Source organism: Vicinamibacterales bacterium (assembly GCA_036504215.1).
Taxonomy (GTDB): domain Bacteria; phylum Acidobacteriota; class Vicinamibacteria; order Vicinamibacterales; family Fen-181; genus FEN-299.
Genome location: DASXVO010000054.1, coordinates 132,914 through 158,478 on the forward strand (window position 1 = coordinate 132,914; position 25,565 = coordinate 158,478).

General features: G+C 66.8%; 23 protein-coding genes and 1 pseudogene. 6 read left to right on the top strand and 18 right to left on the bottom strand.

The annotated features are described in order from the left end of the window. Nucleotides 1-49: 49 nt before the first annotated feature. Both VGK32_15425 and VGK32_15430 read right to left on the bottom strand, forming a co-directional pair. Nucleotides 50-1,186, bottom strand: coding sequence for a saccharopine dehydrogenase C-terminal domain-containing protein (locus VGK32_15425; protein ID HEY3383161.1), 1,137 nt, complete (start codon nt 1,184-1,186; stop codon nt 50-52). Between the two features lie 358 nt (nt 1,187-1,544). After that, nucleotides 1,545-1,940: a cupredoxin domain-containing protein gene (locus VGK32_15430; protein ID HEY3383162.1), complete on the bottom strand. Its 396-nt coding sequence runs from the start codon at nt 1,938-1,940 to the stop codon at nt 1,545-1,547. Nucleotides 1,941-2,376: 436 nt separating this feature from the next. Here VGK32_15430 and VGK32_15435 point away from each other — a divergent pair, with 436 nt between their 5' ends. From VGK32_15435 to VGK32_15445, 3 genes are read left to right on the top strand one after another with little or no spacing between them, the layout of a single operon-like run. Further along, entirely contained in the window at nt 2,377-3,198 is an 822-nt protein-coding gene (locus VGK32_15435; protein ID HEY3383163.1) for a hypothetical protein, read from the top strand. After that, entirely contained in the window at nt 3,092-4,354 is a 1,263-nt protein-coding gene (locus VGK32_15440; GenBank protein ID HEY3383164.1) for a hypothetical protein, read from the top strand. The genes VGK32_15435 and VGK32_15440 overlap by 107 nt, the downstream gene beginning before the upstream one ends. 35 nt (nt 4,355-4,389) lie before the next feature. Continuing rightward, a complete protein-coding gene (locus tag VGK32_15445) occupies nt 4,390-4,671 on the top strand; it encodes a hypothetical protein (protein ID HEY3383165.1) in 282 nt (93 codons plus the stop codon). A 46-nt stretch (nt 4,672-4,717) separates the two neighbouring features. Here the strand turns inward: VGK32_15445 and VGK32_15450 are convergent, their stop codons facing one another. The 6 genes from VGK32_15450 to VGK32_15475 all read right to left on the bottom strand — a co-directional run bounded on the left by VGK32_15450 (nt 4,718) and on the right by VGK32_15475 (nt 9,251). Next, nucleotides 4,718-5,917: an ArgE/DapE family deacylase gene (locus VGK32_15450; protein HEY3383166.1), complete on the bottom strand. Its 1,200-nt coding sequence runs from the start codon at nt 5,915-5,917 to the stop codon at nt 4,718-4,720. Between the two features lie 95 nt (nt 5,918-6,012). Further along, nucleotides 6,013-6,213 (bottom strand): alpha/beta fold hydrolase, encoded by a 201-nt coding sequence (locus tag VGK32_15455; protein ID HEY3383167.1) that lies wholly within the window; start codon nt 6,211-6,213, stop codon nt 6,013-6,015. A 48-nt stretch (nt 6,214-6,261) separates the two neighbouring features. Next, nucleotides 6,262-6,582, bottom strand: coding sequence for a hypothetical protein (locus VGK32_15460; GenBank protein ID HEY3383168.1), 321 nt, complete (start codon nt 6,580-6,582; stop codon nt 6,262-6,264). Nucleotides 6,583-7,599: 1,017 nt separating this feature from the next. After that, nucleotides 7,600-8,130, bottom strand: a complete 531-nt coding sequence (locus VGK32_15465) for a DinB family protein (protein HEY3383169.1) — start codon at nt 8,128-8,130, stop codon at nt 7,600-7,602. 193 nt (nt 8,131-8,323) lie between these two features. After that, nucleotides 8,324-8,884, bottom strand: coding sequence for a hypothetical protein (locus VGK32_15470; protein ID HEY3383170.1), 561 nt, complete (start codon nt 8,882-8,884; stop codon nt 8,324-8,326). A 181-nt stretch (nt 8,885-9,065) separates the two neighbouring features. Continuing rightward, entirely contained in the window at nt 9,066-9,251 is a 186-nt protein-coding gene (locus tag VGK32_15475; protein ID HEY3383171.1) for a hypothetical protein, read from the bottom strand. A 301-nt stretch (nt 9,252-9,552) separates the two neighbouring features. Here VGK32_15475 and VGK32_15480 point away from each other — a divergent pair, with 301 nt between their 5' ends. Next, entirely contained in the window at nt 9,553-9,975 is a 423-nt protein-coding gene (locus VGK32_15480; protein ID HEY3383172.1) for a hypothetical protein, read from the top strand. Between the two features lie 18 nt (nt 9,976-9,993). After that, nucleotides 9,994-10,392 (top strand): annotated as a pseudogene (locus tag VGK32_15485) (class I SAM-dependent methyltransferase). Nucleotides 10,393-10,801: 409 nt separating this feature from the next. Here the strand turns inward: VGK32_15485 and VGK32_15490 are convergent. The 10 genes from VGK32_15490 to VGK32_15535 all read right to left on the bottom strand — a co-directional run bounded on the left by VGK32_15490 (nt 10,802) and on the right by VGK32_15535 (nt 23,552). Further along, on the bottom strand, nt 10,802-11,989 hold the full coding sequence (locus VGK32_15490) for a hypothetical protein (GenBank protein HEY3383173.1): 1,188 nt from the start codon (nt 11,987-11,989) through the stop codon (nt 10,802-10,804). 267 nt (nt 11,990-12,256) lie between these two features. Further along, a complete protein-coding gene (locus tag VGK32_15495) occupies nt 12,257-13,480 on the bottom strand; it encodes a class I SAM-dependent methyltransferase (protein ID HEY3383174.1) in 1,224 nt (407 codons plus the stop codon). An 11-nt stretch (nt 13,481-13,491) separates the two neighbouring features. Beyond that, nucleotides 13,492-14,319: an ABC transporter permease gene (locus VGK32_15500; GenBank protein HEY3383175.1), complete on the bottom strand. Its 828-nt coding sequence runs from the start codon at nt 14,317-14,319 to the stop codon at nt 13,492-13,494. Continuing rightward, nucleotides 14,316-15,275: an ABC transporter permease gene (locus tag VGK32_15505; GenBank protein HEY3383176.1), complete on the bottom strand. Its 960-nt coding sequence runs from the start codon at nt 15,273-15,275 to the stop codon at nt 14,316-14,318. The genes VGK32_15500 and VGK32_15505 overlap by 4 nt, the downstream gene beginning before the upstream one ends. Beyond that, nucleotides 15,276-16,883, bottom strand: coding sequence for a peptide ABC transporter substrate-binding protein (locus tag VGK32_15510; protein HEY3383177.1), 1,608 nt, complete (start codon nt 16,881-16,883; stop codon nt 15,276-15,278). After that, complete coding sequence (locus VGK32_15515; protein HEY3383178.1) at nt 16,870-18,678, bottom strand: DUF885 family protein; 1,809 nt, start codon at nt 18,676-18,678, stop codon at nt 16,870-16,872. Before VGK32_15515 ends, VGK32_15510 begins: the two co-directional genes overlap by 14 nt. 118 nt (nt 18,679-18,796) lie before the next feature. Beyond that, the gene (locus tag VGK32_15520; GenBank protein ID HEY3383179.1) at nt 18,797-19,930 is read right to left on the bottom strand and encodes a Gfo/Idh/MocA family oxidoreductase; all 1,134 of its coding nucleotides are present in this window, start codon (nt 19,928-19,930) and stop codon (nt 18,797-18,799) included. Nucleotides 19,931-19,980: 50 nt separating this feature from the next. Continuing rightward, nucleotides 19,981-21,189 carry an amidohydrolase family protein gene (locus VGK32_15525; protein HEY3383180.1) on the bottom strand — a complete coding sequence of 403 codons (1,209 nt, stop codon included), beginning with the start codon at nt 21,187-21,189 and terminating at the stop codon, nt 19,981-19,983. Between the two features lie 95 nt (nt 21,190-21,284). Next, nucleotides 21,285-22,733: an amidohydrolase gene (locus VGK32_15530; GenBank protein ID HEY3383181.1), complete on the bottom strand. Its 1,449-nt coding sequence runs from the start codon at nt 22,731-22,733 to the stop codon at nt 21,285-21,287. A gap of 165 nt (nt 22,734-22,898) precedes the next feature. Next, complete coding sequence (locus tag VGK32_15535; protein ID HEY3383182.1) at nt 22,899-23,552, bottom strand: hypothetical protein; 654 nt, start codon at nt 23,550-23,552, stop codon at nt 22,899-22,901. Between the two features lie 283 nt (nt 23,553-23,835). On the opposite strand from VGK32_15535, the gene VGK32_15540 reads away from it, so the two are divergent. Then, nucleotides 23,836-25,539: an ABC transporter substrate-binding protein gene (locus VGK32_15540; GenBank protein ID HEY3383183.1), complete on the top strand. Its 1,704-nt coding sequence runs from the start codon at nt 23,836-23,838 to the stop codon at nt 25,537-25,539. Nucleotides 25,540-25,565 lie beyond the last annotated feature (26 nt).

Consider the following 25,565-nt stretch of genomic DNA (forward strand, 5'->3'; position numbering starts at 1 on the left):
CCGGCGACAGGACCCCCGCCTCGACCACCGATATCGCCTGCTCAACAGGTCACATCTGTTCCACCGTCTTGTGGAAGTGGATGTTGCGCTCCTTCAAGTGCGCGAGGACGAACGCGAACGCGCGGTCGTCTTCGGCCACGAACTCCGGAGGCAGCACACCCTTGCGGCTGTACAGCCCATCGGCCAGCAGGCGCACGGCGGCCGTGGCCGTGTAGCCCGTCGTCCGAGCCATCGAGGTGACCTTGTTCGTCGTGTCGAAACGGTCGAGCAGATTGTAGGTGACCTTTTCGCGTCGGCCGTCCCGGTTGTCGCCTTCGATCTCGACGCGCATGACCGTGAACTCCTCCTCCTCCGGGCGCAGCTTCCAGACGGGGAACATGATGCGCGAGGTGAACTCGAGGGGCGAGATCATCGCGCCGCCGATCTCGATCGGGGTCTTGTCGAAGAAGCCCGTGTCGCGCAGCGCCTGCATGAGCCGGATGTGGCCCGGGTAGCGGAGCGTCTTCTCCTTCATGTTCTCGCACGTGATTGTCGTGGCGAGCGAGCGCAAGCCGTCGGTGTTGAACGACTCGAGCGTGCCGATGCCGTCGAAGTGCAGGAGTTCGGGATCGGTCAGGGCCGGCCGGACGATCTCACGGCCGCCCTCGATGTAGCGGGCGGGGCGCGTGTATTCCTCGATGACGTCGGCCGGTGAGAACACCGCCTTGTACTCGAATGGGAACTCGCGCACGGTCGGGAGCCCGCCAACGAGGATCTCGAGCCGGTGGAGCTTCTGCATGTGCTTCTGGTGATGGCCCGCGAAGATGTTGCTCATGCCCGGTGCCACGCCGAAGTCCATGATGGCCGTCACATCGTTCTTCTTCGCCAGTTCGTCGAGGTCGAACGGATCCTCGGGGAAGAACGCGATATCCACGACGTCCTTCTTTGCTTCGATGACCGCCTGGAAGGCGCGTTTGCCGAGCCAGCCGGGCAGCGCGCCCACGACGAGGTCGAAGGGCTCGATGGTCTTCTTGACCGCATTCATGTCGGTGCAATCGGCCTGGAGAGTCTCGACCGCGAAGCCCTTGAACGCCGCAGCCAGGGCCTCCCGGCTCCGATCCACGGCCGTCACGTGGTAGTGGCCGGACAGATCCTTGGCGATTTCCTTGCCGACCAGACCAGCGCCGAGGACGACGATCTTCTTCATGGAACACCTCTGTGGGACTGTGTGATGTGAGACGGTTGAATCGAGCCGGTGCGCGGACGCCGCGTGTCATGTGATCCCGCGCGCGATTGCCGCGGGCCACAGGGAACGGCCCTGCGTCACCGATCATGCGAAGCGACCGAAATCGAGGGCGGGAGGAACTGGACTACAGACCCGCCGAGAGGGATCCGGTCCCGATCAGCAATCGGTGGACGGCGAGATGGATGTAGGTGCGGATCAGCATCGAACTCCCGCGACGGTAGCACGCGGAATGATGAAGCGTCAAACGGGAGCACACGCCACACACGAGCTTCGCCCGCGCGGCGGCGATTGAGCGAACCACGGGCGAGATGCTCGAGGCCTACGAGCGTCCGGCCCCGGCCTGCTTCGTGCCGGACGTCTCGACGACCGTGAAGCTGCCCTTGCCCATGTTCATCCCGCAGACGATCTCGATGGGCCCGGATTTGGAGGGCGTGAACTCGATCGTCGTATCGCCGGCCTTGACGGTCTTCTTCACGTCGAAGGCGTTGATGACGACCGTCCGCATGCACCCCTTGACGGTGTTGAGATCGACCTCCATCTTGACCGGGACGCCCTTGGTCACGGTCGGGGGCGTGACGACGTAGCCCTTGGTGTCGAAGCTCAACTTCACGACCTGAGGCTGCTTCTTCTCGATCTTGCCGGCCTGGACGCCGGCCGCGGTCGCGATGGCGCCGAGCAGCACGATCGACACCGCGAGTGTGGGCAGTCGCATCATGGGTGCCTCCTGTGCCGCCCATTCTCGCACGAGTCGACAAGGTGAGGTGTCGGTGGGCGCCGCGCCTCCTGGCCTTTCGGACCGGCGTGGAACAGATAGACGTACGTCCCGTTCTGCTCGAGGAAGGTCTCGATCGGGCAGCCTGTGGTTGCTGACGTCCCCGAGGATTGCCGACGAGTGAAGACACTGCATTTGCAGAACCGGCGCCTCCGCGCCGCCCGCGACCTGAAACTTGCGCGCCTGATGAGCGGAGAGATCGCGGTGTAGATCGGTCGTCTTGTATTTCTGGTTAATCCCTTGGCGGAGGATCAACGAGAAATATAGAGTGCCCGTATGAAAGAGCGCCTCGGACGCCTGGAGGCGCAGTTGTTCGCCTACGCGCAGATGCGCAAGCTGCGCGTGGACGCCGAACGAAAGCCTGGCGATCAACACTCTGATGGCGGATCGCGCGGGGCGGTACCAGATTTGCGGCCCCAACGCCTTCAATCGCTACGGCTACGACGGTCAGATCCCCAACCGGATCTACACCTACAACAACCGCATCTCCGGCGACCGCGCCATCGCGACGGTCAACCTCACCCTCATCAAGGTCGCGGACGAGCGCTTAGGGGAGACCGATGCGCAGAAGACCGTCGATGGCGAGACCGCCGTCTACTCGTCGCGCGCCCGGACGCGCTTCGACGCGGTCTACGACTGGTCGCGGTTCGGCAGCCTGCCGCGCGCGTACGGCTGGATTCGTGCGGATCTCGGTGCCAAGAGGGTCCTGCCGGCCGACCTCGTTCGCATCACCCTGCGCTTCGGCGACGTCGGCGCCATCCGGCGGATCGGCGCCCTGCTCGATCGCGAGGGCGTCAACGAACGGCACATGCGAAGACTCGAACAGGAACTCCGCACGCCGACAAATCCGATCCCGTGGATCCCGGGGCGCGCTCGGCGCGGAACCGTCGACCGGCGCTGGGGTATCGTTTGGAACGACCGTCTGACCCTGACTGCCGCGAGAACGGGCTTCCAGGTCCGACTCGTCGAGAAGGACTACTTCTACTCCGTGCTCCTGCAGTACCTCGCGTCGACTGTGCGCGGTCGCTGGTGCAGCACAACCGCGAGTTCTACGGCTTCATCCGGACCGGCGTGCCCGTTGAGTGGCGCGCCGGGTGTTCGTGCGCTTCAAGGCGCTGGTGATGGTGCCGAGCGCCCTGGCCTACGCGGAGCGCCACGACAACATCGGGGCCATCCACAAGACGCTCCAGGAGAAGCGTGACACGGCGGATGTCACGGAAGTGCTGAAGGAGCGGCAACGGATCGTCAACGAGGCGATCCGGACGGCGGCGTCCGGGGACGACCACGCCGAGGGGCTCAGCGACAGAAAGCTCGCGTTGTTCGACCTGCTGTTCAAGGGCAGTATCGGCCGTGGCCGACAGCGCGTCCGACTTCGTGTGGCAGCAACACGCCAGCGGGCACGACCTGGCGGCGTAACGGGTCGCCAGCGATCTTGTCACTCAATCGTCATGTGGGGCCAAACCTCGTTCGAGGCGAAATTGAGGGCATCCGTAGGGCACGATTGCCCTCCCGCCGCGTCTAACCCACATCAGGAGGACGCTGAGGTGCGACGAATCCCCATCGGTGTTCTGGCGACATCCGCCCTGACTCTATGGCTGGCGACGACCGCACCAGCCCAAACCCCGGCACCAATCCAGCCCGATCTGGCGCGTCTGGCCAGTGGACAAGGCGCGCAGGTCTTCAACCGCAGCCTGACGGCCGAGAAGGAAGGCGAGCGCGCGGTGGCGCGCCTGGACGCCCGTGCTGGCGACGGCGGCGCGCTGCTCGACGGCGTGCAACTCGGCGACGGCGTGATCGACGTGGATCTGCGGGGCAAGGATGTCGCCCAGCGGAGCTTCCTGGGCATCGCCTTCCACGTCGTCGATTGGACGAGGTACGAGGCGGTCTACTTCCGTCCGTTCAATTTCCGGGCGGCGACCCCGGAGCAACGCCTTCACTCCGTCCAGTACATCTCCCACCCGATCAACACCTGGCAGAACCTGCGGGCGGAACGGACAGGACAGTTCGAAAAGGCTGTCGAGCCGCCGCCCGATCCCAACGGCTGGTTCCACGCGCGCATCGTCCTGGCGAAGTCGAAGGTCGAGGTCTACGTCAATAACGCCGCCACGCCGAGCCTCGTGGTCGACGACTTGGGCCAACAGAAGAGCGGCGGAGTGGCGTTGTGGGCGGGGAACGGGTCGGACGGGACGTTCGCCAGCCTGAAGATCACGCCCACGGCGCCGATGTCAACGCGGCCGCCCGACACGCGGGGACGCCGACCGACCTGGCTTACGAGCGGGAACAGCGCGAGCTGGTCCAGTCGCTGGAGTCCAAGGGCGGCCGACTCACGCCCATTCGACTCGACGTCACCACGCTGACCCCGGCCGTCCACCGCATCGCGTTCCCCTGGGGCATGATGGACGACGTGCTCGACGTGTTCCCCGAGAACACGACGTTTGTGAGCGGTCACGGCCGCGACCTGAACGCCGCCGGTGTGAGGGCCTGTCGCGACGCGCTCGACGCGATGATCGCCGTCGTGCGGACCCACGTGGCTGCGGGGCGAACGGTCGACCAGATGGCGCAGGACGATGTGCTGAAGGCGTACAAGGCGCAGTACTCGCTGCTCGATTTCCTCAGTCCTGACGCGTTGATTCCGCGGGTGGCCGATGCGCTGAAGCAGGGCACGCTGAAGTAGAGGTCGACGGCGCCCCCGGGTTCCCGGTCGGCATTCGAGCTTCCGTCTACGCCAGGGTGCGCGCCGCGGTCAGCGCGTAGATGGCAGTGCAGTCGAACAGGTCCTTCAATCGAATGTACTCGTCGGGACCGTGCGAGATCCCGAGAAGTCCCGGGCCGTAGCCGTAGGCCGGCACTCCACGATCGCAGAAGAAGCGGACTTCGAGCACACCGGGACACAACTCGGACGGCGCGTCGGCGCCGGTCACGTCCCTGACGGTTTGCGCCAGCACTGCCCCGAGGTGTGCGCCGGCCGGAGCCATTGCCGCGTCGCTCTCCTGGAAGGTCTCGACCTCGAGCTCCAGACCCGAGGCGCGGTGCCGGTCGAACACCTCCCACAGTTCCTCTTTGACCTGCGACAGCGTCTCCTCGGGATTGATGCGCCGCTCGATCGAGAACCACGCGCCGTCGGGCACGACGTTGGACGCGACGCCGCTGCCGGATTCTCCGCCCAGGATCATGACCGACCGGTTCGCCTCGGGAGGCTCGATCGGCACCGCCGTTCGCCTCGCGACGACGCGGTGCTTCAGCTCGAGCAACGAGTTCATGACGGCGACCATCCCTTCGAACGCATTGACGCCGAGATGGGGAAGCGCGCCATGCGTCGATCGGCCGGCGATGCGGACGCGAAGCGTGAGCGCCCCTCTACAGGCATGCCAGATTCTGCCGCTCGAAGGTTCGGGCATCAGGGCGCCGACCGCAGGTCGCGGCAACAGCCCTCCGGCTGCAAGATACCGCATCCCCAGCCGACCCCCGGTTTCTTCGTCCGGCACGAGCGTCACGGTGATTTGCCGGGACAGCCGGATGCCGCACTCGCGCAGCGCTCGGATCGCGAAGAGCATCGCGACGATGCCGCCCTTCATATCGGAGCTGCCGCGCCCGTAGAGTCGTCCCTCCCGTGGCTCGGCCTTGAACTGGGTGGGCGACTGGGCCGACACGACATCGTAGTGGCCATGGAAATGGAGGCCGGCTTCGCCGGAACCGTACGACCCCACGATCGACGGCCTCGGGAACTCGCCGTTCGGTGCGGTGTGAATGTGGTACTCGACGCCGGTGGCGTCCAGGAATCGCGAGAACCACCGAACGCATTCCCGGTACGCCGTTCCGGGCGGATTCACCGTCTGCAGCGCGATCAGTTCGCTGAGCGCGTCGGTGATGGCCTGTTCATTGGCTGCGACGAACGATCGAATCTGTCGGTCGGTGTCCATGGTGGCGGGTACCTCGGGGCGGCGACTGGCGCGGAGTATAGCACCGGCTCCTCTCCATCAGGACGCGGGTGGGCGGCTCTTCCGCTCCTGCGCCATCATCCAGCGCTGCGCTCGTCTGGGATCAAATCCTCGCGAAGCCCACCGGCAATGGCCATGACCCCCTTCACCAGATCGGGTTCCTGCAGGGCAACGAGGTACGCCTGAAAGACCCCCAGGGAGTGCCCCATGAGATACACGTTCCCGGCATCGTGCGTCTTCTGCACCGTGCGGATCGCGTCGATGACATACCTGGTCACGAGAGGATCCGTGCGCGGCCAGAGCGTGGCGTCGCCGGTGGGGATGTCCTAACTCCTGCCCACGCCCCACTCCTTGCCATCGGAGATGAGAAGTGGGTACGGGGCTTCGGGCACCACCAACACGGGCTTGGGATCGGTGAGCTCATCCCACATCCGGGCCGTACCCGCCAGCGTTCCACCCTTGCCGTGCAGCACGACGAACAACGGCAGCCTGCGACCCGGCTCGTCTGGAAGACGCACGCTCACCGGACACAGGATGCCGGCTTCGATGTGAATGGTCTCCTGGGCCGTGACCGACCGCAGTGCGACAGCGCAGCCGCCCAGGACCAGCAGCGCCAGCGTCAACCCCTTCGAAGGGAATCCGTTCATGCCCCCTCCATGTCCTGACCAGACAGTGTGCCAGCCCCAGGCAGGGTGTGGCACACGTCCTGCTATTCATCAGTCACATCCGCGCGGGCCCCAGCACACATCGCGTCAAGCCCCTGCGTGTCGCGACGGCGTAGACTGTCGGCGTTGCCGGGGAGGGTTCCATGGTGTCCGCAATGCGCTGGCGCTCTCTGTCGCTGCTGGTGGGCCTACTCGCCGTGTCGGGTAGTGTCCAGGCTTCCTTCGCGCTCGCCCCGCCCTCCGTCGATACCGTCCTCGTCGCTCAGGCTGAGACTCGCCCGACCGCGACGATCGTGACGAGCCGTGGTGGACCTATTTCGTCCGGCAGGGCCGCGACGCGAGCGATCTGCTCAACGACGTTTTGAAGCCCCTCCTGCAGGAGCACCAACCATGACCCTCGCGCGTCGTGCCGGATGCGTCGCACTTCTCCTCTTCGCCACGCTGGGCGCGGTTGCTGCCGCTGCTCGCCGAGCCGGCGACACCCCGGGTACCCGCAGCCCGCGGGTGACCTTCTCGACCAGGGTCGAGGCCGTGCGTGTCGACGTCCTGGTGACGGAGGACGGCGTTCCGGTGCGCGGACTCACCGCACGGGACTTCGACGTGCTCGACAACGGTGTTCCCCAGACGGTCGACCTCGTCAGCTTCGAACAGTTGCCGCTCAACGTCGTCCTCGCGTTCGACGTCAGCCACAGTGTGGCTGGAGAATCGCTCGACCACCTTCGGACGGCCGGGAAGGCGCTGCTCGGCGGCCTTCGCGCCGGGGACCACCGAAGACCAATGGAGGAGGAAGCGATCGGTACCGCCTGGCTGGATGGCCAGACCCAGGCTCTGCATCGGGGCATCACGCCGGAACTGATATCACAGGCGGCGTGGAACCGGAACGACGGTCACGCATCGACCGTCGACCCAGTTGTGTTGCGCACGTCGCTGCCTGGTCCAATGCCGTGCTGCTACGTATCCCAGGTCGCTGGCCTGCGCAACACACGTGAGCTCGAGGGGTCAGCGCGGCTGGCTCGATGGCGGCACCATCTTGTTCAGCCGCATGTAGGTGACGACGTTGCCGTAGTGCTCGAAGTCGTGGGCGGCGTTGAACGACAGGATCGCCAGCCTGGCCATCGGCCGACCGAAGAAGTCCGCCGGTGTCGCCGCGTTGGCGTCCGTGACGGCGGCAAACGCCTTGTCGCAGTAGGCGAAGGAGTCGGCCAGGGCCTTTACCAGGTCGGCCTTGGTCGTCTTCGTCTTCTCGATGCCCTCGACCGGCACCTTCTCGCCCAGCACGCCGGCGCAGAACCCGTAGTTGGAGTCGGCGACGTGTGCGAACAGCTGCCCGAAGGTACGAACCTCCGGCGTCGGCTTGTAGTTGTAGAGGCTTTCGGGCACCTGGTCGGCGGACTTGGTGAGGTAGTTCTTGACCGAGTTGTAGGGAGCCTTGGCGCCGGCCGTGAGCGGGTCCTTCGGGGCCTGCGCCTGTGCCAACACCAACGAGGCAGTTCCCGCACACACCAAGCCGAGCAGCAACAGCTTCTTCATACTCTACTCCTTCGCGGGGGCCGGCCGGTCGATGGTCGGCCCAGTCTCTCCTGCCACGCGTACGGCGTCCGGAGTGTATTTGCCGAAGCGGGCCGGAATGTATCGCCTGCCCTTGTCGCGGCGGCGCCGCTGCTGCTGACCCTGGCCGGAATTCACCGCGTTCAGGAGTACGTGGTAGTCCGGCTCCGTCGCCCTACCGCGGCCACAACCACCCGAAACACCCGGCGGTCAGAAGTCCATAGAGCAGGCCGTCCATCATCGACTTCAACGTGGCACCCCAGTTCCGCTTGTACCAAATCGAGTTCTGGAGCAGCGCCAGCGAGTACCCCATGAACGCCGTGCAGCCGGCGAACCGGAAAACCTGCAGGTAGTGCGCGCCGGGCTGCAGCGCGCGGCCGGTGATGTACGCCGCGAAGATCCCGACGACCACCGAGTAGACGAACCACAGCGTGAGGCTGCTCGCCATCGACGGCGGCCCGCTCGGCACGACGGTCATGAAGATCACCGGCCCCTTCTTCATCTTCTCGACGAACGCGGGCGACTTCATGTCCGCCATCGATCCGGCCAGCGGCGTCGCGTAGTCCCCGGGCGGGAGGCTGAGACGCCCGAGGGCGTCTCTGACTTCGTCTTCCTTCGGCAACCGGCGCCAGTCGTTGGCATGGTAGCCGAGCACCATGTGAACGAGCGAACTCGCGACGAACACGACTACCGCCGAGAGCAGGATTGGCATCCACAGGGACAGCACAGGGACCATGCACTCCTCCTCGTGTTCAACGGGCATTCCGGGCCGAGGGACGAATGACTGAGGATGTCAGCATCGTAGTCAGGCGGACGCGCGAACGCAAGGCGCGCCCGCGCCAACGTGTCGAACTTGCTGCTCGCCCGGACCTCGCCCTGGAAACGGAGTAGGCGCGGGAGAGCGAAGGCAACGCCACTCAGCCCGCCTTCTTCAGCTCGCAGACCACCGCAAGGTCGCCCTCCGACGACGACGCCGTGCCGGCGTAGTACCCGGCGAGAGACGAGGGCAATCCCTGGGCAGCCACGGTCCCCGCCAGCCAGAGTATCAGCGCTGCGGCCGTAGTCGACACACAGCCAAGGCGACGCCAGGAACAACAATGCATGGGTCTTCCCTCCTGGACGCAAACCACGCCGTATCTCTGAATCCCATCGGGGTCGGCGTGTGGACGGCCGTCCTCGCGTCGTCTCGTTGATACGAGTCCCGTCGCCGATACGGTGCTCGCGAAGTCCTCGTTCCCTCCTACAACCGTCTCAGGTCCACAACCCTCCACTGATTCTCGACAGGGGAACAGCCTTCTTCCATCGAAACTGGGGCTACCGCCAAAGTGGAAAAGGCGCAACTTCCACTTCTTTGGCATTTCGGCTCGACCGACCCCGGTGTCTACTCGATGCAGGAGGTCGATCATGCGTTACTCGCGTGGCATCGTCACAGCAGTCATCATCGTGGCATTCGTGCAAGGTGTCCGTGCGCAACCGGGGCCCGATCGCGACGCGGCCTGGAGCGCGTTCACCGGCTGGTTCAGGACGGCACCGCTGACCCGGCATCCGCTGGTGGCGTACGCCGACAAGCTGAAGCAGGACGGCAAGGCCGAATTGGACGTTCAGCGGGAGATCGGCGTTCTGACCGGTCTGCTCAGCGTGCGGTCGGACTGGATCGGGATCCACTTCGACAGGGCTTACGGGAGGCCGTTGACGGGTGATCCCTCTCGGGATGGCTTCAGCACCAGGCCAAGCGACCTGCTCGTCGACTCGATCAAGGGTGTGAAACCCGGTGCGGCGCTCGACGCCGGAATGGGCCAGGGCCGGAACGCCGTCTACCTGGCCTGACAGGACTGGACGGTCACCGGCTTCGATATCTCCGAGGAAGCCCTCGTCGCATCACGGGCGAACGCCGAACAGGCCGGCGTCCGTCTTGCCACCGTCAAAGCCACCTACGACAGCTCCGACTTCGGGTCCGAACGGTGGGATCTCATCGTGCTCGCGTTTGCGTGGGCCCCGGTGACCGATCCCACGTTCGTCGTCCGACTCCGCACGTCGCTTCGTCCGGGCGGACGGATCGTCTTCGAGCATTTCATCCGGGATTCCGAACGCCCGCTGCCGAACATCATCCGGGCGCTCGATCCGAACGAACTGCGTGCCTGCTTCAGCGGCTTCCGGATCCCGTTCTACGAGGAGGCTGACGGGATTGGCGACTGGGGTGGACCAGGCTCGCGGCTGGTGAAGATGGTGGCCGTGAAATGGTAGGCGGCACTGCCGCGTCGTGCCTGCACGCGCAGTCCGCCGGCGTTTCGAGCACCTCTCGAGGGGAGATGTGGCGGCGATTCATCCCGACCGAACGTCAGACGCCAGTTGGGACGACGCGCTCCGACTCGCGCTGGGCGAGACGGTCACACTGCACCTCGAGGAGTACCGCGGCGTCGTCTTCATCGGCGTGCGTGGCCAGGGGGAATCGGCCTGTCCTATCCGTCCGACGGTATCGAGTTCGCGATCCGCCGGTCGAAATTCCCGGGTCAGCGATGGCTGCTGCGCCTGCATGCCTCGGCATTCCTGGCCGGCGGCCAGCTGGGCACGCTCGCGTGTCCGCCCGCCGCCGCCGGGAGGACGACGGACGGGTGGCTGGAGCTGCGCTTCAAGTAGAGAGACTCGACGGAGCCTACAGTATGGCGCCTGCCGGCTCCTCCGCCTCGACACCCACAAACTCGTCACCATCGTCGTAGACGGTCAGCCTCGTGGCGGCGGCTCTGAGGATGAAGCCAGCGACGATGCCGCCCGCCAATGACAGGGTGACGGTGATGGCGATGCCAGCGAGTTGCGCTGTGGCGATCCCCTGGACCACAAAGGTCGCAATCAAGCCGCCGAGGATCCCCGGCATGCCGTGCAGGTTGTGGACGCCGCAGGTGTCGACGATCTTGAACGCGCACTGGATCTTCGGCTGCACGACAGCGTAGCCCACGACGCACAGCGCGCCCGCGAGCAGCCCGATTCCAAACGCCAGCGGCGCCGGTACCAGGTTGCACGTGGCGCCGATGGCCACACCGCCCGCAAGCGCCGCGTTGGCCATGTCGGCAATGCTCACCTTGCCCTTGCCGACGAGTGAACTCACGATGTAGGTCGCCAGCGTGGCCCCGCACAAGGCGAGGATCGTATTGACCGCCGTCGCCGCAAACTGCTCGGTCGGCACGACCGCACTGCAGAAACTCGGCCAGAACAGCCACAACACCATGGAGCCAATCATCGAGAAGCGGTTGGAGGTTGGATCGTTGGCGACCTCGATGTCGCGGTGGCGCCGGCTGGTTAGGGCGACGGCGAGTCCGAGGCCGAAGTAGGCGCCGAATGCGTGGATAGTGATGGACCCGGCCGCGTCCACGAACCCTCTGGTCGCAGCAAGGCCTCCGTCGAGCACCAAGTGCTCGTTCAGCATGTACAGCGGCACCATCACGAGCGCCAGAAGCGCGTACTGATACAGACGGATACGGCCGGGAACGGCTCCCGCGGCGATCAGGGCCGACGCGACAGCGAACTCGCTCAGCAGTAGCGCCTTGATCGTGTGCGCACCGACAGGCTCGGCGGATAGGATGCCGGTCGAGCGCAGGGCGAGGTACGAGGGCATTCCGACGGCCACGATCAGGTACGTGCCGGTGAGCGCGCCGTATCCGTACCGTTTGACGAAGACCATCAGGAACCCGAACCCGACGAGCAACATGGCCAGGATATGAATGGCGAAATCGTATTGCTGCACCTCCCGCACCGTGCTGACGAGATCCGAGGCCACGGGTTGTGCGCTCGCAAGAACGGGCGTCAGCAACAGCACGCAGATCACTGTTGCGACGAATGACGACAAGACCCTCACCTCAGGTGTCCTTTCCTCGGTGCCGGGACGCGACGTGATGGTGACGGAGTGGTTGCGTCGAGAGCGCGCCGCGGGGGTGGGAGCGACGTAGCGGCAGGCGGGCTGAGGACATACCGAAAGCGGCGTCGACGCTCAGGTGTTTCTGAGCGGCCGATGCGTTCCGGTTACCTTCACCAGATTGCGGCCACCGCCGCGTGGCAGATCTTCGGTCGCAGATCGCGCGCCAGGATCTGGCGAGGTCGGCTGGGAGGGCCCGAATCACCCACGCAGCTGCGACGGCTGCGGGCAGTAGAGAATCTCGCGCGCCAGCAGCTCGGTCATCACGTCCACCCAGCGCTCTTTGGGGTGACCGAGGCCGGCGACGGCCTCCATCACGCGCCTGCCCCGGAATGGGGTGGTCTGATCCTTGAACGCCACGACCACCGACGCGGTCAGCCCGCTCAAGCTCACCGGCGGGCGGAGGCGCAGTCGGTAGCTCAGGCCCTCGATCCGCTGGCCGCGGTGCAGATTGCGGGTTTCGGTCTGTATCGACACCTCCGGGCTGATCGCGAAGTAGCAGCCTGCACACGCGTCCGCCGACGGCAAGGGACGCAGCCGGTTCTCTCTGGTGCCCACGATCAGATCCAGCTTGTGCCGCATCTGCAGCTGTTCGACCAACTGGAAGCGCTGCAAGTCGGTGAGGTGCTGGACCAGTGCCTGTCCGCCTGGAGTGCGCGACGGCAATGACCATTCCTCGGGCTCGCACCAGCGCAGGAACTTCAGGCCGCTTCGTTCGAGCATCCCCCAGAGTTCGCCCACCTCGTAGGAGGTTTCGTTGACGTTCAGATAGCGATCGACGAATTCGCTTTCGGGGATCCCGTCGAACAGACCGCACGGCCCGAACCGAACGGCGTCACTCGGCATCTCCGAAGCCAGCTTCCTGGCAACCGCCAGCCGCTCGGCAATCGGGCGGTCCCTGGGAATCAGAATATCGACGGCGCGAACGAACCGGTACAGGGCATCGCGCCCGTGGGTCCCATACACCATCAGGCCGATGATGCCGTGCGGGGCGAGCACGCGTCGCAGATGTGTGAGCCCCTCCTCCGGTGACGAGAGGTGATGGAGCACCCCCGACGAGAAGATCACGTCGAAGCCGCCATCCGGAACATCCAGTCCTTCGAGCGTCATCAGGTCGACCTCTTGGAAGCGGACGTTGCGCAGCCCCTCCTTCTCGGCTTCGGCGGCTGCATCGCTCAAGTTGACCCGGTTGACGTCGATGCCGGTGAAATGAACGTCCGGCTGGGTGAACGCCGCGCCCAGCACCTGGTTGCCGCGGCCGCACCCCGCGTCCAGGCAGTGCATCGGCCTTCCCGCCGGCCGGTCGAGCAGACCGTAGCTCAAGAGCAGCCGCACGTCCGATCCCGTGCGAATCTCCATCTCCGGACTGGCCGGATACGGGTATCGCTCGTACATGTCGCGGATCGCCAGTGTAATCGGGTCCATGGATTCCCCCCCTACCGCACCGCCCCTTCGCTTCCCGACAGCGCGTCGCCCACCACGTTGATGCCGAGCGCCGTCAGGAAGATGAACAGCCCAGGGAACAGCGCCAGCCACGGTTCCGAGGTCATCGTCGTCTGCGCCTGGTAGAGCATGTTGCCCCAGCTGGGCGTGGGCGGCTGCACGCCGACGCCAAAGAAGCTGAGCGCCGACTCGAGCAGCATGCCCCGGGCGATCGCCAGCGTCAACGACACGGCGATCGAAGCGGTGGCGCCGGGCAGCAGGTGGCGCCAGATCACGCGACGCGCATTGGCGCCGGCCGCGCGCGCGGCGGACACGAACTCGCGCTCCCTCAGTCCCAGGAACTCCGCGCGCACGAGGCGCGCGGTCTCCATCCAGCCTGCCAGGCCGACGAGCACGATGAGCGCGGGCACGGACGGCTGGAGCACGGCCGAGGCGATCATCAGGAACGGCAGCCGCGGCATGGCGAGCATCGCGTCGGTCATCCGCATGAGCAGGCTGTCCACGACGCCACCGGCGTAGCCGCTCGCCGCGCCGATCCCGACGCCGACGGCCGCCGCGACCAGTGCCGACAAGAGGCCGACCGCCAACGAGACCCTCGCGCCGAACAGGACCCGGGTGCAGAGATCGCGGCCGAGTTCGTCGGTCCCGAACCAGTGGTTGGACGACGGCGCGGCGCGCCTGTTGGAGAGATCGAGGGCCTCGGCAGAGTAGGGTGCGATCAGTGGCGCGGCCGCCGCGAGAACGATCAGAGCCGCCAGCAGCAGCGCGGCCACCTTCACGGCCATGCTTCCGGACGTCCACCCGCGGCGCGGCCGCATCATGCGGCCCCGCTCCCAATCCTCGGGTCGAGGCGGCGATGGAGCAGATCCGCGCCGAGGTTGAGCACGACCACGGCGCAGGACGACATCATCAGGAACGCCATCAGCACGGTGTAGTCGCGCTTCGCCAGGGCATCGGTGAACAGGCTGCCGACGCCGGGCCACGCGAATACGCTCTCGGTCACCACGGCTCCCGACACCATGATGGCGGCGTCGATCATCGCGACGGTCAGCACCGGTATCACCGCATTGCGCAGCGCGTGCCGCAGCCAGACGGACCAGGCGGGCACGCCTCTGGCGCGAGCCGCCGCGATGTAGGGCTGCCCGAGGACGTCGCCCATCGACGCTCGCAGGTACCGGGACCACGCCGCCGCGTGCACGAGCGCGAGCACGGTTGTCGGCATCGCCAGGTGTTCGAGTCGATCGACGAGGCCGCTGCCGCCGAGCGTGCTGCGGCCGGACGAGGGCAGCCAGCCGAGCCAGACGCTGAAGACGATCTGCAGGACGAGGCCGAACCAGAACACGGGCAGTGAGATCCCGGCCGAGGCCAGGGCCGCGGTGAGTCGGTCGAACCAGCCGTGACGTCGTATGGCCGCGATGACGCCGACGGGCATGGCGATCAACGCGCCGAGTGCCATCGAGCTGGCGACGAGCTCGAGCGTCGCCGGAAGACGCTCGATGATCCGTTCGAGCACCGGCCGGCCATCGGCGTAGCTGTAACCCCAATCACCGCGCACGAACGCCCCGAGCCAGGACAGGTACTGAATCCAGAGCGGGCGGTCGAGGCCGAGGGCCCGCCGCAACCGCTCGATGTCCTGCGGCCGGACATTCGGGTTCGAGAGGTAGAGCGTCAGCGGGCCGCCTGGCGCCGCGTGGATCAGCAGGAACACGAGCAACGACACGACGAGCAGGAGGGGGACCGCCTGGCACAGCCGACGGACGATGAATCGGGCGAACACCTATTGCCCAATCTTCCATTCGTACACGTTCCAGAAGATCCCGACGTTCGTCGGATTCCCCCGGAAGCCGCGAAGCCGCGCGGGCACCGCATCGAGCCGCGTGATGTTGTAGAGCGGAATCTCCGGGGCCAGATCGGCGATCCGACGTTGGGCCTCCTGCAGCAGCCGGCGGCGCTCGCCGAGATCCACCGTCCGATCGGACGCGTACAGCACCTTCGTCAACGCGTCGTCACGCAGGTAGTTGATGTTCCGGCCCGCCGGTGGCGTCCGGTCCGCGGCGAAAAAGAGGGTCATCTCCGGATCGGACGGCATCTGCCACCAGTGCAGCATCGCGTCGAACCGACCCTCGAACCACAGCGCGCTGATCGTGGTCCCATCCTGGAGCTGCACCTTCACGTCGGCGCCGACATCCCGCCACTGGCGCTGCACCGCCTGAGCGATGTTCTCCCTGATCGCGAAACCCGCCTGCGTGACCAGCGTGAACGACAGCGGCCGGCCGTCGCGCTCGCGGACGGCGTCGCCGTTGGTGTCGCGCCACCCGGCATCGTCCAGCAGCGCGCGTGCCTGGGACGGATCGAACCCGTAGCGGCGAACCTGGTCGGTATACGCCCACGACAGCGGCTGGACCGGTCCGTCGATGACCGGCGCGAGGCCGTCGAGAATCGTTCGCGTCAGGAGCGACCGGTCGATGGCATGCGCCAGGGCGCGGCGCACGCGCACGTCCCGAAACGCCGGCACGCTCTTCTGGTTGAGCGTGATGTGCTCGTAGGCGTTCCCCATCATCCGGTGGATCGCGAGGCCCGGCACCGACTGAATCTCCCGGTACTTGTCCCAGGGCACGAGGGCGACGACGTGCACCTCGCCGCTGCGAAGCTGGTTGATGCGCGTGTTGGTGTTCGTGAGGAACTTGAAGAGCAGGCGCTCGATCCTCGGCTGCCCGCGCCAGTACTTGGGCACGCGCTCGAGGAGGATGTGCTCGCCGGTGCGCCATTCGACGACGCGGTACGGTCCGGTGCCGAGCGGCTTGCGGTTGTAGTCCGTGGCCCGATCGATGTCGCGTCCCTCGAGGACGTGCTTCGGGAAGCAGCCCCTGATGAATTGGATCGCGTAGGGCGCGTAGACCTCGCGATAGTGGATGACCGCCGTCAGCGCATCGGGCGCGTCCACCGACGAGATGCGGTCGAATCCATCGGTACTCTCGGGTTTGTACGCCGGGTTCTGGAGTGCCTCGACGGTGAACTTGACGTCGGCCGACGAGAAAGGTCGGCCGTCCTGCCACGAGACGTTCGGGCGCAGCTTCCAGGTGACGTCCATCCCGCCGTCGGGACGGAGGCGCACGCCGCCGTTCTCGAGCGACGGCACGTCGGTCGCGAGCACCGGCACGACGTTCATCTTCTCGTCGGTGGTCGTCAGGCCCTCGACCACGCACGTCTGGATGTCCTCGAGGATGTGTGTGCTGAACCGGTTCAGCGTGTCGGGCTCGCGGTCGTAGCCGATGATGAGCAGGCTGTTCGACGGGCCGGTGGCCGGCCGCGGTGAGCAGCCGCCGAAGGCGACGACCGCCGCGATCGATGCGACGCCGACGCGCAGTCCCCTATGTTGCGGCATCTGCCCTCATCAGTTTTGCGGCCAGCGCCACGGGGATCGCTCCGAACGACAGCAACCGGTCGTGGAATGCTCGCAGGGAGAAGCGCGCCCCGAGCGCCTTCGACCGTTCGGCGCGAAGCTGGTGAATCTGGCTGGTTCCGAGCCAGTACATGACCGCGGCGCCCGGGAACATCGAGTTCTTGGAAGCCTCGCTTCGCGCGGCTTCTGGCGACATCCCCACGCCGTCGGCGTAGAACGTCACCGCCTCGTCGAAGGTCATCATCCCCTGGTGGAGTTCGATGTCCACGATCGCGCGGCCGAGCTGCCGGAGGCGGCTGTGTTCCTCGGCCACGGTCTCGAGCGGCGTCAGGAGCCCGTATTCCTGCGCGAGATCCGTCGCGTAGCACGCCCAGCCCTCGGCCAGCGTGCCGCCGCAGAACATGGCGATACGGCTGGCGCCGTCCACCGCCGCGATCCGCCCGACGAGCGACAGGGAGCGCGCGGCGTGGGCATTCTGCACGTGATGGCCGAGCCCGCCGTGGTGGACCACGTGGTTCAGCTTGATCACGTTCGTGTTGACGGCCCGCAGGCGCCGCTCGCATTCCTCCGGCGGCATCATCGTGTCGATCGCCGGCACCGTGCACTCGTGCACCGCGGGCGGATCGAACGGCGCCGGCGAACGGTAGAAGAGATAGTAGAGCGAGGGAGCGGCCTCGCGGGTCCAGACTGGGATCGGCACGAACCGGATCGGTGCGTCGGGCCATGTGACGAGGTCGTGTGCGGCCGCCATCTCGCGACACTTCCGCCACCACTCGTCGTGCGCGCCGAGATACGACGGGACGTCCGGATGATTGTCGGCCAACCGCCCCTGGATGTCAGGCCAGCCGCCGGGCGCCTCGCGTCGAGCCGCCTCGGAGAAGCGGGCGCTCTGCACCTCGAATGCCGCACGGGCCTCGGCGAGCAGCGCGGCAGCGGGCTGCGGCGTCCAGTGCCCGCGTCTCAACAACAACTCGAGATGCTCGCCGCCGCACGAGTAGCGCGAGGCGGCCGCCGGGCGTATCGTCTTCCGCAGCCACGTCTCGAGGCGCCCGAACGCGGCCAGCGCGTCTCGCGCGGCGTCTCGCGCGGCCTGCACTTCCGGCGTCGCCTTGCACGTGCACATCGCCGCCGCCATCCGCGCGCCTCGGAGCGGGTCGAAACCGGCTCCGGCTCCTTCGACTGCCGCGCGGGCTGACTCGTGCGCCAGCCAGAGGTCGAGACCAAACGACAGCAGCGTCCTGGCCCCGCCGCATTCGCGCAGGGCGCGGGCCGTCCACTCCGCGGGAATCTCAGCCGCGATCGACCGGCGAGCCTGCTCGAGGAAGCCAGGGATGCCACGCAGCCGGGCGGTGAGCGACTCCAGCCGCGCGGCGAAGGGTGCGAACTCGCGGTTCATCAGCGCGATGATTCCGAAGATCGCCTCGCCAGTGAACAGAGCGGGGTTGCCGCGCTGAAAGTGCGGGCCGTTCAGCTCGGCGATCTGGATCTCGAGGAAGGAGTCGGCAAGTTGGATGTCGATCGATCGCGCAGGCCACGACGGTGTCTCCGCCCCGAGCGCTCCGGTCGGCGCCAGTGCGCGGGGGCCGGCCGAAGCCGAGCCGGACTCGTCCGCGAGGCCCCTGCGCAGCGCCCTCATCTCTGCCACGGCAGCCTCGAGGCCGTCGGGCGACCAATCCGGCAGCCGGTCGTCGTGGTCGTGGACGCCCGTGAACGTGGCCGTCACCGGCCGAAGCCGGCAGTAGCTCTCGAAGAACGGACCCAGCGCATCGTGCGACACAAGCTACCTCTCGAAAGGGCCCCCGTCGGACCGGACCGGTCAGCCACATCGAGGCCTTCCCGTCGATGGTTGGGACAACCGCACCGAGGCCGGCCTGTCTATCGGTCAGCGCGCGACGTCAACCCTGCGTCGAGTCCAACGGCAGCGACACCCACCGCCGCTCGCGAAACGACAACTCCACGGCATTGATCGTCTCCTGCACCCAGGCGCCGTCGGCGAAATCCCCCTGGCTCTGGCGTCCGATGTCGAGAATCTCGTCCACGAAGTCGGCGGTGAGATTCGCGTAGAACAGCGACCGCCAACTCTCTTCATCGCTCCCGCCGGCAGGGTAGAACCGCTCGGGAATCGGCAGCCGCCTGAACTCCACTTCGTCCGGCTTCGCGCCGTGGACGGTTTCGCAGCATCCGAACTCCTCGACGAGGCGGCAGATCAGGGCGCCTTGGCTGCCGTAGATGCGCGCCTCGAGGCCCGGGTAGTTGCCGACGGTGACGAAACTGGTCTGGATCGAGCACAAGGCGCCGTTGTCGAATTCGCCGATGAAGATGTCCCCGTCGTCGATGTTCATCCGCATCATGCGGCCCGTGGCGCGCACGATCCGTTCGGGAACGAAGTTGCGCATCGTGCCCACGACCGACCGCAGGTTGCTGCCGACGAACCAGTGCGCCAGGTCGATGATCGGCGCGCCGTAACCCTCGAGCGACGAGACCTGGAGCACCGACTGGTCCGCCTCGTGATCGACCTGACGGAGCGGCGTGGAAGGGTTCAACCACTGCGAGTTCTGCTCGTAGCCGTTGAAGACGAACGGTGTGCCGATGTAACCCTCGTCGATGAGGAACTTCACGTACCGCATGCCGGGGCTGTGGCGGAAGGTGAATCCCATCTTCGTCTTCAAGCCCTTCGAGCGTGCCAGGTCGCGCGCGCGGAGCGTGTCCCGGTAGTCGTAGGCGACGGGTTTCTCGCAGAGCACGTGCTTGCCGGCCTGGAGCGCGGCCCACGTCAACTCGAGGTGCGTGGCGCTCGGCGTGCACACATCGACCATGTCGATGTCGTCGCGGGCAATGAGGGCCTGATGGCTGGCTGTGCACACCGGGATCCGGAAGTCGCGGGCCGCCGCCTCGGCAAGGGGAAGATTCGGATCGGCGATGGCCACGACCTCGCACCGCGGGTCGCGCGCGAAGCCGGGCAGATGAGCCAGACGCGCCCACGCCCCCGCGCCCAGCACCCCAACGCGCACTTTCTTCGATGGTGTCATCGATCCGCCCCCAGTCGACCATTCCTGCAGAACCGAGCCCGCGGCCGTCCCTACCTGCCGCCAGCCGACTTCACGACCTTCCCGCCCTTCATGACGAAGACCACGCGCCGAAGGGCGGTGATGTCCTCGAGTGGATCGCCGTCCACGGCGATCAGGTCCGCCTCCATGCCGGGAGCGACCGCGCCAATCCTGGACTCCAACCCGAGCGACGCGGCCGCGAGCGACGTGATCGACACGATGGCGGCAGCCGGATCCTGCCCGCCCTTCTGCACGCGGTAGATCAGTTCCTCGATGTTACGGCCGTGCGCGCCGGCCACCGCGTCGGTGCCGAAGACGATCTTCAGGTTCGGCGTCGCCAACGCCTGCTTGAACATGACGAGGTCCACCGGGATCGCCTTCTCCATGGCGGCGAACCCTTCGGCGTTGTAGTTGCCGATCCCGTCGTATTTCGCGCGGTTGTCGAGGTAGTTCTGCTTCACGAGGCCGATGTTCGGATCGATGTAGGTCCCGCGCGCTGCCAGGGCGCTGAGCGCGCTCTGGTCCGCGAAGGTCGCATGCTCGATCGTCGTGCAGCCCGCGTCGGCCGCGACCTTGATCGTGTCCGGCCCGTACGCGTGGATCAGCGTGCGAAGTCCCTGCGCCCTGGCCTCACCGCAGGCCGCCTGGAGTTGCTCGTTGCTCAGCGTCTGGCCGCCACCGTCGCGGACGCTCTTCGACGCGAAGATCTTGATCAGGTCGGCGCCGTCCGCCTTCAGCTTCCGGACCGTCTCGCGGATCTGATCGATGGTGAGCTGCGGGTTCGTGATCGCGCGAAGACATGTCAGCACCCGCGGACCGGGCAGGATGCCTCGAGCGACGGCGTCGCGGACGTCCTTGTCCACCGGGTCGCCCACGCTCTGGACCGTCGTGAACCCGGCCATGAGCGTCACGAACGCGTTTTCCATCGCGTAGCCCATCTGCTGGGTCGGCGATGCGTCGCGCGGAGCGAACCGGCCGTCCGGCCCGAAATGCCACGTCAGGTGCACGTGGGTGTCGATGAGTCCCGGGAGGACCGTGAGCCGGCTCAGGTCGTAGGTGGCGCCCGGCGTCGATGGCCCGACCCGCTGGATCGACGCCCCCTGGACGACGATGGTGACGTTGCGCGCGGCGAACCCTTTGCCGTCCAGCAACACGCCGGCCCGGATGGTGATCGGCTGGTCCTGGCCGGCGCACAGGCCGGCTGCAAGCATGAAGGCGCAGGCGAAATGGAACGTTCTCATGCGGGGATGCTAACCGGGATGACCGACCTTTGGCGAGCGGTTCGTGGCGATGTTCTCGAGGGAGAACCCCAGTCAACACGCCGCGTCGCCAGCCGTCACTTCGGGATCGGCGGCTTCTGCCCGGCAGGGATCGGTGACTTGTAGGGTTTTCCTCCGGTCTTCTTGACGAAGTCGGCACGAGCCTGCTTGATCAAATCGGGCCGGGTCAGCAGGTCCACGCCGGTCAGGGCGATCACGCTCGCCGCGGTCTCGGCCGCGTGGCTCGCGCCCGGGAGGCCGTGCGATGCGGACGTCGCCCAGCTGTGCCACGGCAGCTCCCTGCCCGCGGTCGCCACCGACAGGCCCACGGTCGGCGTGATGTGGCTCACGTCCGAGACGTCGGTCGAACCCCCTTCGGCTGGCTGCACACGGTCGGCGAGTGTCCGTATCGACGTGTCGATGCCCGATTCGGGCAACCCGAGCTCGCGCTGCAGCTGTCTGGCGAACACCTGCTCGGCCTCACCGAACTTCGGTCCGCCCACCGCCTCGAGGTTCCGCTGCATCGCCTCCTGGAGCGGCCGGTTGAAGACGTACTCGTGAAGTCCTGTCGTCAGCGTGACCTTGTAGGTGGTCCTCGTCGCGAGCGCGGCGCCTTCGGCAATCTTCTGAATCCACGCGTAGTGCGCGTCGACCGACGCCCGATCGACGTCGCGGACGTAGGCCCACACGCTCGCGTACGACGGCACCACGTTGGGCGCCTCGCCCGCCGATGGGAACACGTAATGAATGCGCGAGGTCGGCTTCACGTGCTCGCGCATCATGTTGAGGCCGTGCGCGAACAGCTCCACCGCGTCGAGCGCGCTCTTGCCGTTCCAGGGGTCGAACGCCGCGTGCGCCGGCTGACCGAAGAACTCGACCGTGAAGTTGTTCATCGCCTGGTTCGCCGTGTTGGCGACGGCGTTCTCCTGCGACGGATGCCATTCGATCGCGGCGTCGAGATCGTCGAAGGCGCCGTCACGCGCCATGTAGATCTTGCCGATGCCTGTCTCCTCGGCCGGCGTCCCGTACAACCTCAGTGTTCCCGGAAGGTGCTGCGCCGCCATGGTCCGCTTCAGGGCGATCGCAGCGCCGACCGAACCCGCGCCGAACAGATCGTGCCCGCAGCCCTGGCCCGAGCTCACGCCGTCCTCCCGCGCCTGCTTCTTCGGAACCACGGCGTTGCCAATTCCGGGAAGGGCGTCGTATTCGGCAAGGATCCCGATGACGGGCTTGCCCGTGCCGTAGCTGGCGACGAACGCGGTGGGCATGCCCGCGACACCACGCTCCACTCGGAACCCCTCCCGCTCCAGGATGTCGGCGAGGAACGCCGCGGATCGCTGCTCTCTCAGTGCACGTTCCGAGTACTTCCAGAGGGTGCTCGAGATCCGGGCGATGTCGCCGGCGATACGGTCCGTTTCGGCAAGCGCCGCCCGCTTCGCAGCGGGAACATCCTGAGCGGCGGCCGGAATCGCGAGGAGGACGGCCACGGTGAGAAACAGGGCGGAGGCGGGCTTTGGGTTGGGCATGATGTTTCCTGGTGGGGACACCGTACCTTACCCAATGTGAGCGGAGAAGCGCAATGCGCAGCCTGGGGGAGCGGGGTGCACGCCCGGCGGCCAACGCTCACGCGTCACGCCGCTCGGTCCAACGCCAGGCGACCCGAAGCCAGGGTGCGAAGGAGCGTGTGGCCATCACTCCGGGAGTGATGGCCCGGCCGCTTCCGAGTCCCCGCCAACGCCTTTGAAGTGGTCCTCGTCCTCGGCGAAGAGGATGTTGAAGCTGGTCAGCGATCCGTAGCACGCCGTGACGTATGCCTGGAGCCTGATCTTGGCATCCTCGGGGAAGTCCATCGCGTTGACCTGTTGCTCGAGCGTACGCAGGCGATTGCGGATCATGACGATCTTGTGGAAGAACGTTTCGATGGGCCAGACCTTCTCCTGCAGCCCGGGCCTCCCCGGCCGCAGCACCAACTGGCCGTCGCGCCACTTGTCGGCGGGCACGGCAACCGTAACCCCGCTCTCCAGCCGAATCATGCGGCGCAGCACCGCCTCGAGGTCCGCCTCCGGGAGGTTGGCAGCGACCGGCGGCGCGATACGTTCCCGTTCGGACAGGCGGGGCACCGCAAGCGTCGGCGCGTCGTGGGTCTCGACACGCGCAGGCGCGGACGCGGTGGCCGGAACCCGCTCGGCGCCTCCGCCGCGGAAGTTGTGCTGGCTGCCGCAGAAGTCGCACTGTACACGAATCGGCCGTCCCGCCGAGTCCGCCGCGATGACGGTGTGCACCCGGTCGATCTTGCACGCGCGGCACAGGTCTTCGACGTTCTCTCCCGCCCGATAGGTTCGCATGCGGCGATGGTATCACCGCGCCTGAATCGCGACCACGTCCGCCACACCGTCCAGGCCAATGACCGCCTTCAGCACGACCACACCCTGAAGGCCTGCCTGCCTGGCCGCCGTGGTGTAGATCGGCCGCGAGTCCTTTCGATCGTCTGCCTCGGGGGCGCAGCCAGGCGTCGACCGAGGATCGTCGGTGACGGACCATGGAAGTCCGATTCATCTGAACTGGCGGACGAGTTGAGACCGGCCGGCGAGTTGAATGGGAACGCGGACTGCACTAGCATGGCGGCCAATGCTCAGGAACTTCACCGTTGCCGTCCTCATCGTCTTCGCGCTGGTGGGGACCGGTTGCACGAAAGAACGATCCACGGCCGGCGCGCCCGAGGCGCGGACGCTCATCTCGTCGATTCGCGGCGAGCCGCGTACGTTCAACCGCTTTGCGGGGCGTGACTCGGTGCTCGATATGGTCACGCACCTCACGCAGGGCCGTCTGGTGCGCATCGATCGAACGACCCAGGACCTCCAACCGTGGCTGGCCGAATCGTGGGCGCCGGGACCAGACGGCCTGAGCTACACCGTGAAGCTTCGCAAGGGCGTGCGGTTCTCCGACGGGACGCCGTTCACCTCGGCCGACGTCCTGTTCACCTTCCGCGCCGTGTACGACGAGAGGACCGCCAGCCCGCTCGGCGAATCGATGCGGGTCGGCGGCAAGCCGTTACTGGTCACCGCGCCGGACGCGGACACGGTGATCATCCGCTTTCCGTCGCTCTTCGGACCGGGGATGCGGCTGCTCGACAACCTGGCCATCCTGCCGAAGCACAAGCTGCAGGCGGCGCTCGACGCGGGCACGCTCGCGTCGGCGTGGGGGCCATCCACGCCGGTCTCGGAGATCGTGGGTCTCGGCCCGTTCGTGCTGAAGGAGTATCAGCCGGGACAGCGGCTGGTGTTCGTGCGCAACCCCAACTACTGGCGCAGCGACTCGAGCGGTGCGAAGCTGCCCGCGCTCGACCGCCTGACGCTCGAGATCGTGCCCGACCAGAACGCGGAGTTGCTGCGCCTGCAGGCGGGGCAGATCGACTTCACGCAGACCGAGGTGCGGCCGGACGACTACGCCACGCTCAAGCGGGCGGCCGACGCGGGCAGGCTGTCGCTCGTCGATCTCGGCGTGGGCCTCGATGCCGACTCCTTCTGGATCAACCTGCGGTCGAACTGGCCGGGAGCGGCCAGGCGGCCATGGCTGCAGCGCGTCGAGTTGCGGCGCGCGATCTCGCACGCGGTCGATCGCCGCGCGTTCGCGGACACGGTGTTCCTGGGCGCGGGCGTGCCGGTGTACGGGCTGGTTTCGCCGGGCAACGCGCGGTGGTTCGCGGCCGACCTGCCGAGGTACGACTACGACCCGGCAGCCGCGAAGAAGCTGCTCGCGTCGATCGGTCTGACGATGCGGAAGGGCACGACAACGCTGGAGGATCGCCCGGGTGTGAAGGCCTCGTTCACCATCCTCACGCAGAAGGGGAACACGCTGCTCGAGCGAGGCGCGGCCTTCATCGCGGAAGAGCTGAAGAAGGTCGGCCTGGCCGTCGAGGTGGCCCCGCTCGAGATCGGCGCGGCGATCGACCGCATCGAGCGCGGCGAATACGACGCCGTCTACTTCCGGTTCCTGACGACGGATCTGGATCCGGCGCTGAACCTGGATCTGTGGTTGAGCTCGGGGGGCGGGCACGTGTGGAACCCTGGCCAATCGAAGCCAGCCACCGACTGGGAGAAGCAGGTGGACGATCTGATGCTGCGCCAGGCGGCGACGAGCGAACAGGCCGAGCGCAAGGCGATATTCGACCAGGTGCAGACGATCGTCGCGGAGCACCAGCCGATCATCCAGTTCGTGGCGCCGCGCATCTACATCCCGATGAGCTCCCGCGTGCGTGGTGCAACTCCTGCGTTGTTGCGGCCGGCGATCCTGTGGAATCCGGACGGCCTGACGGTGAGTGGACCGAAGTGAACGCTGGCTCCTGACTCCTGGCTGCG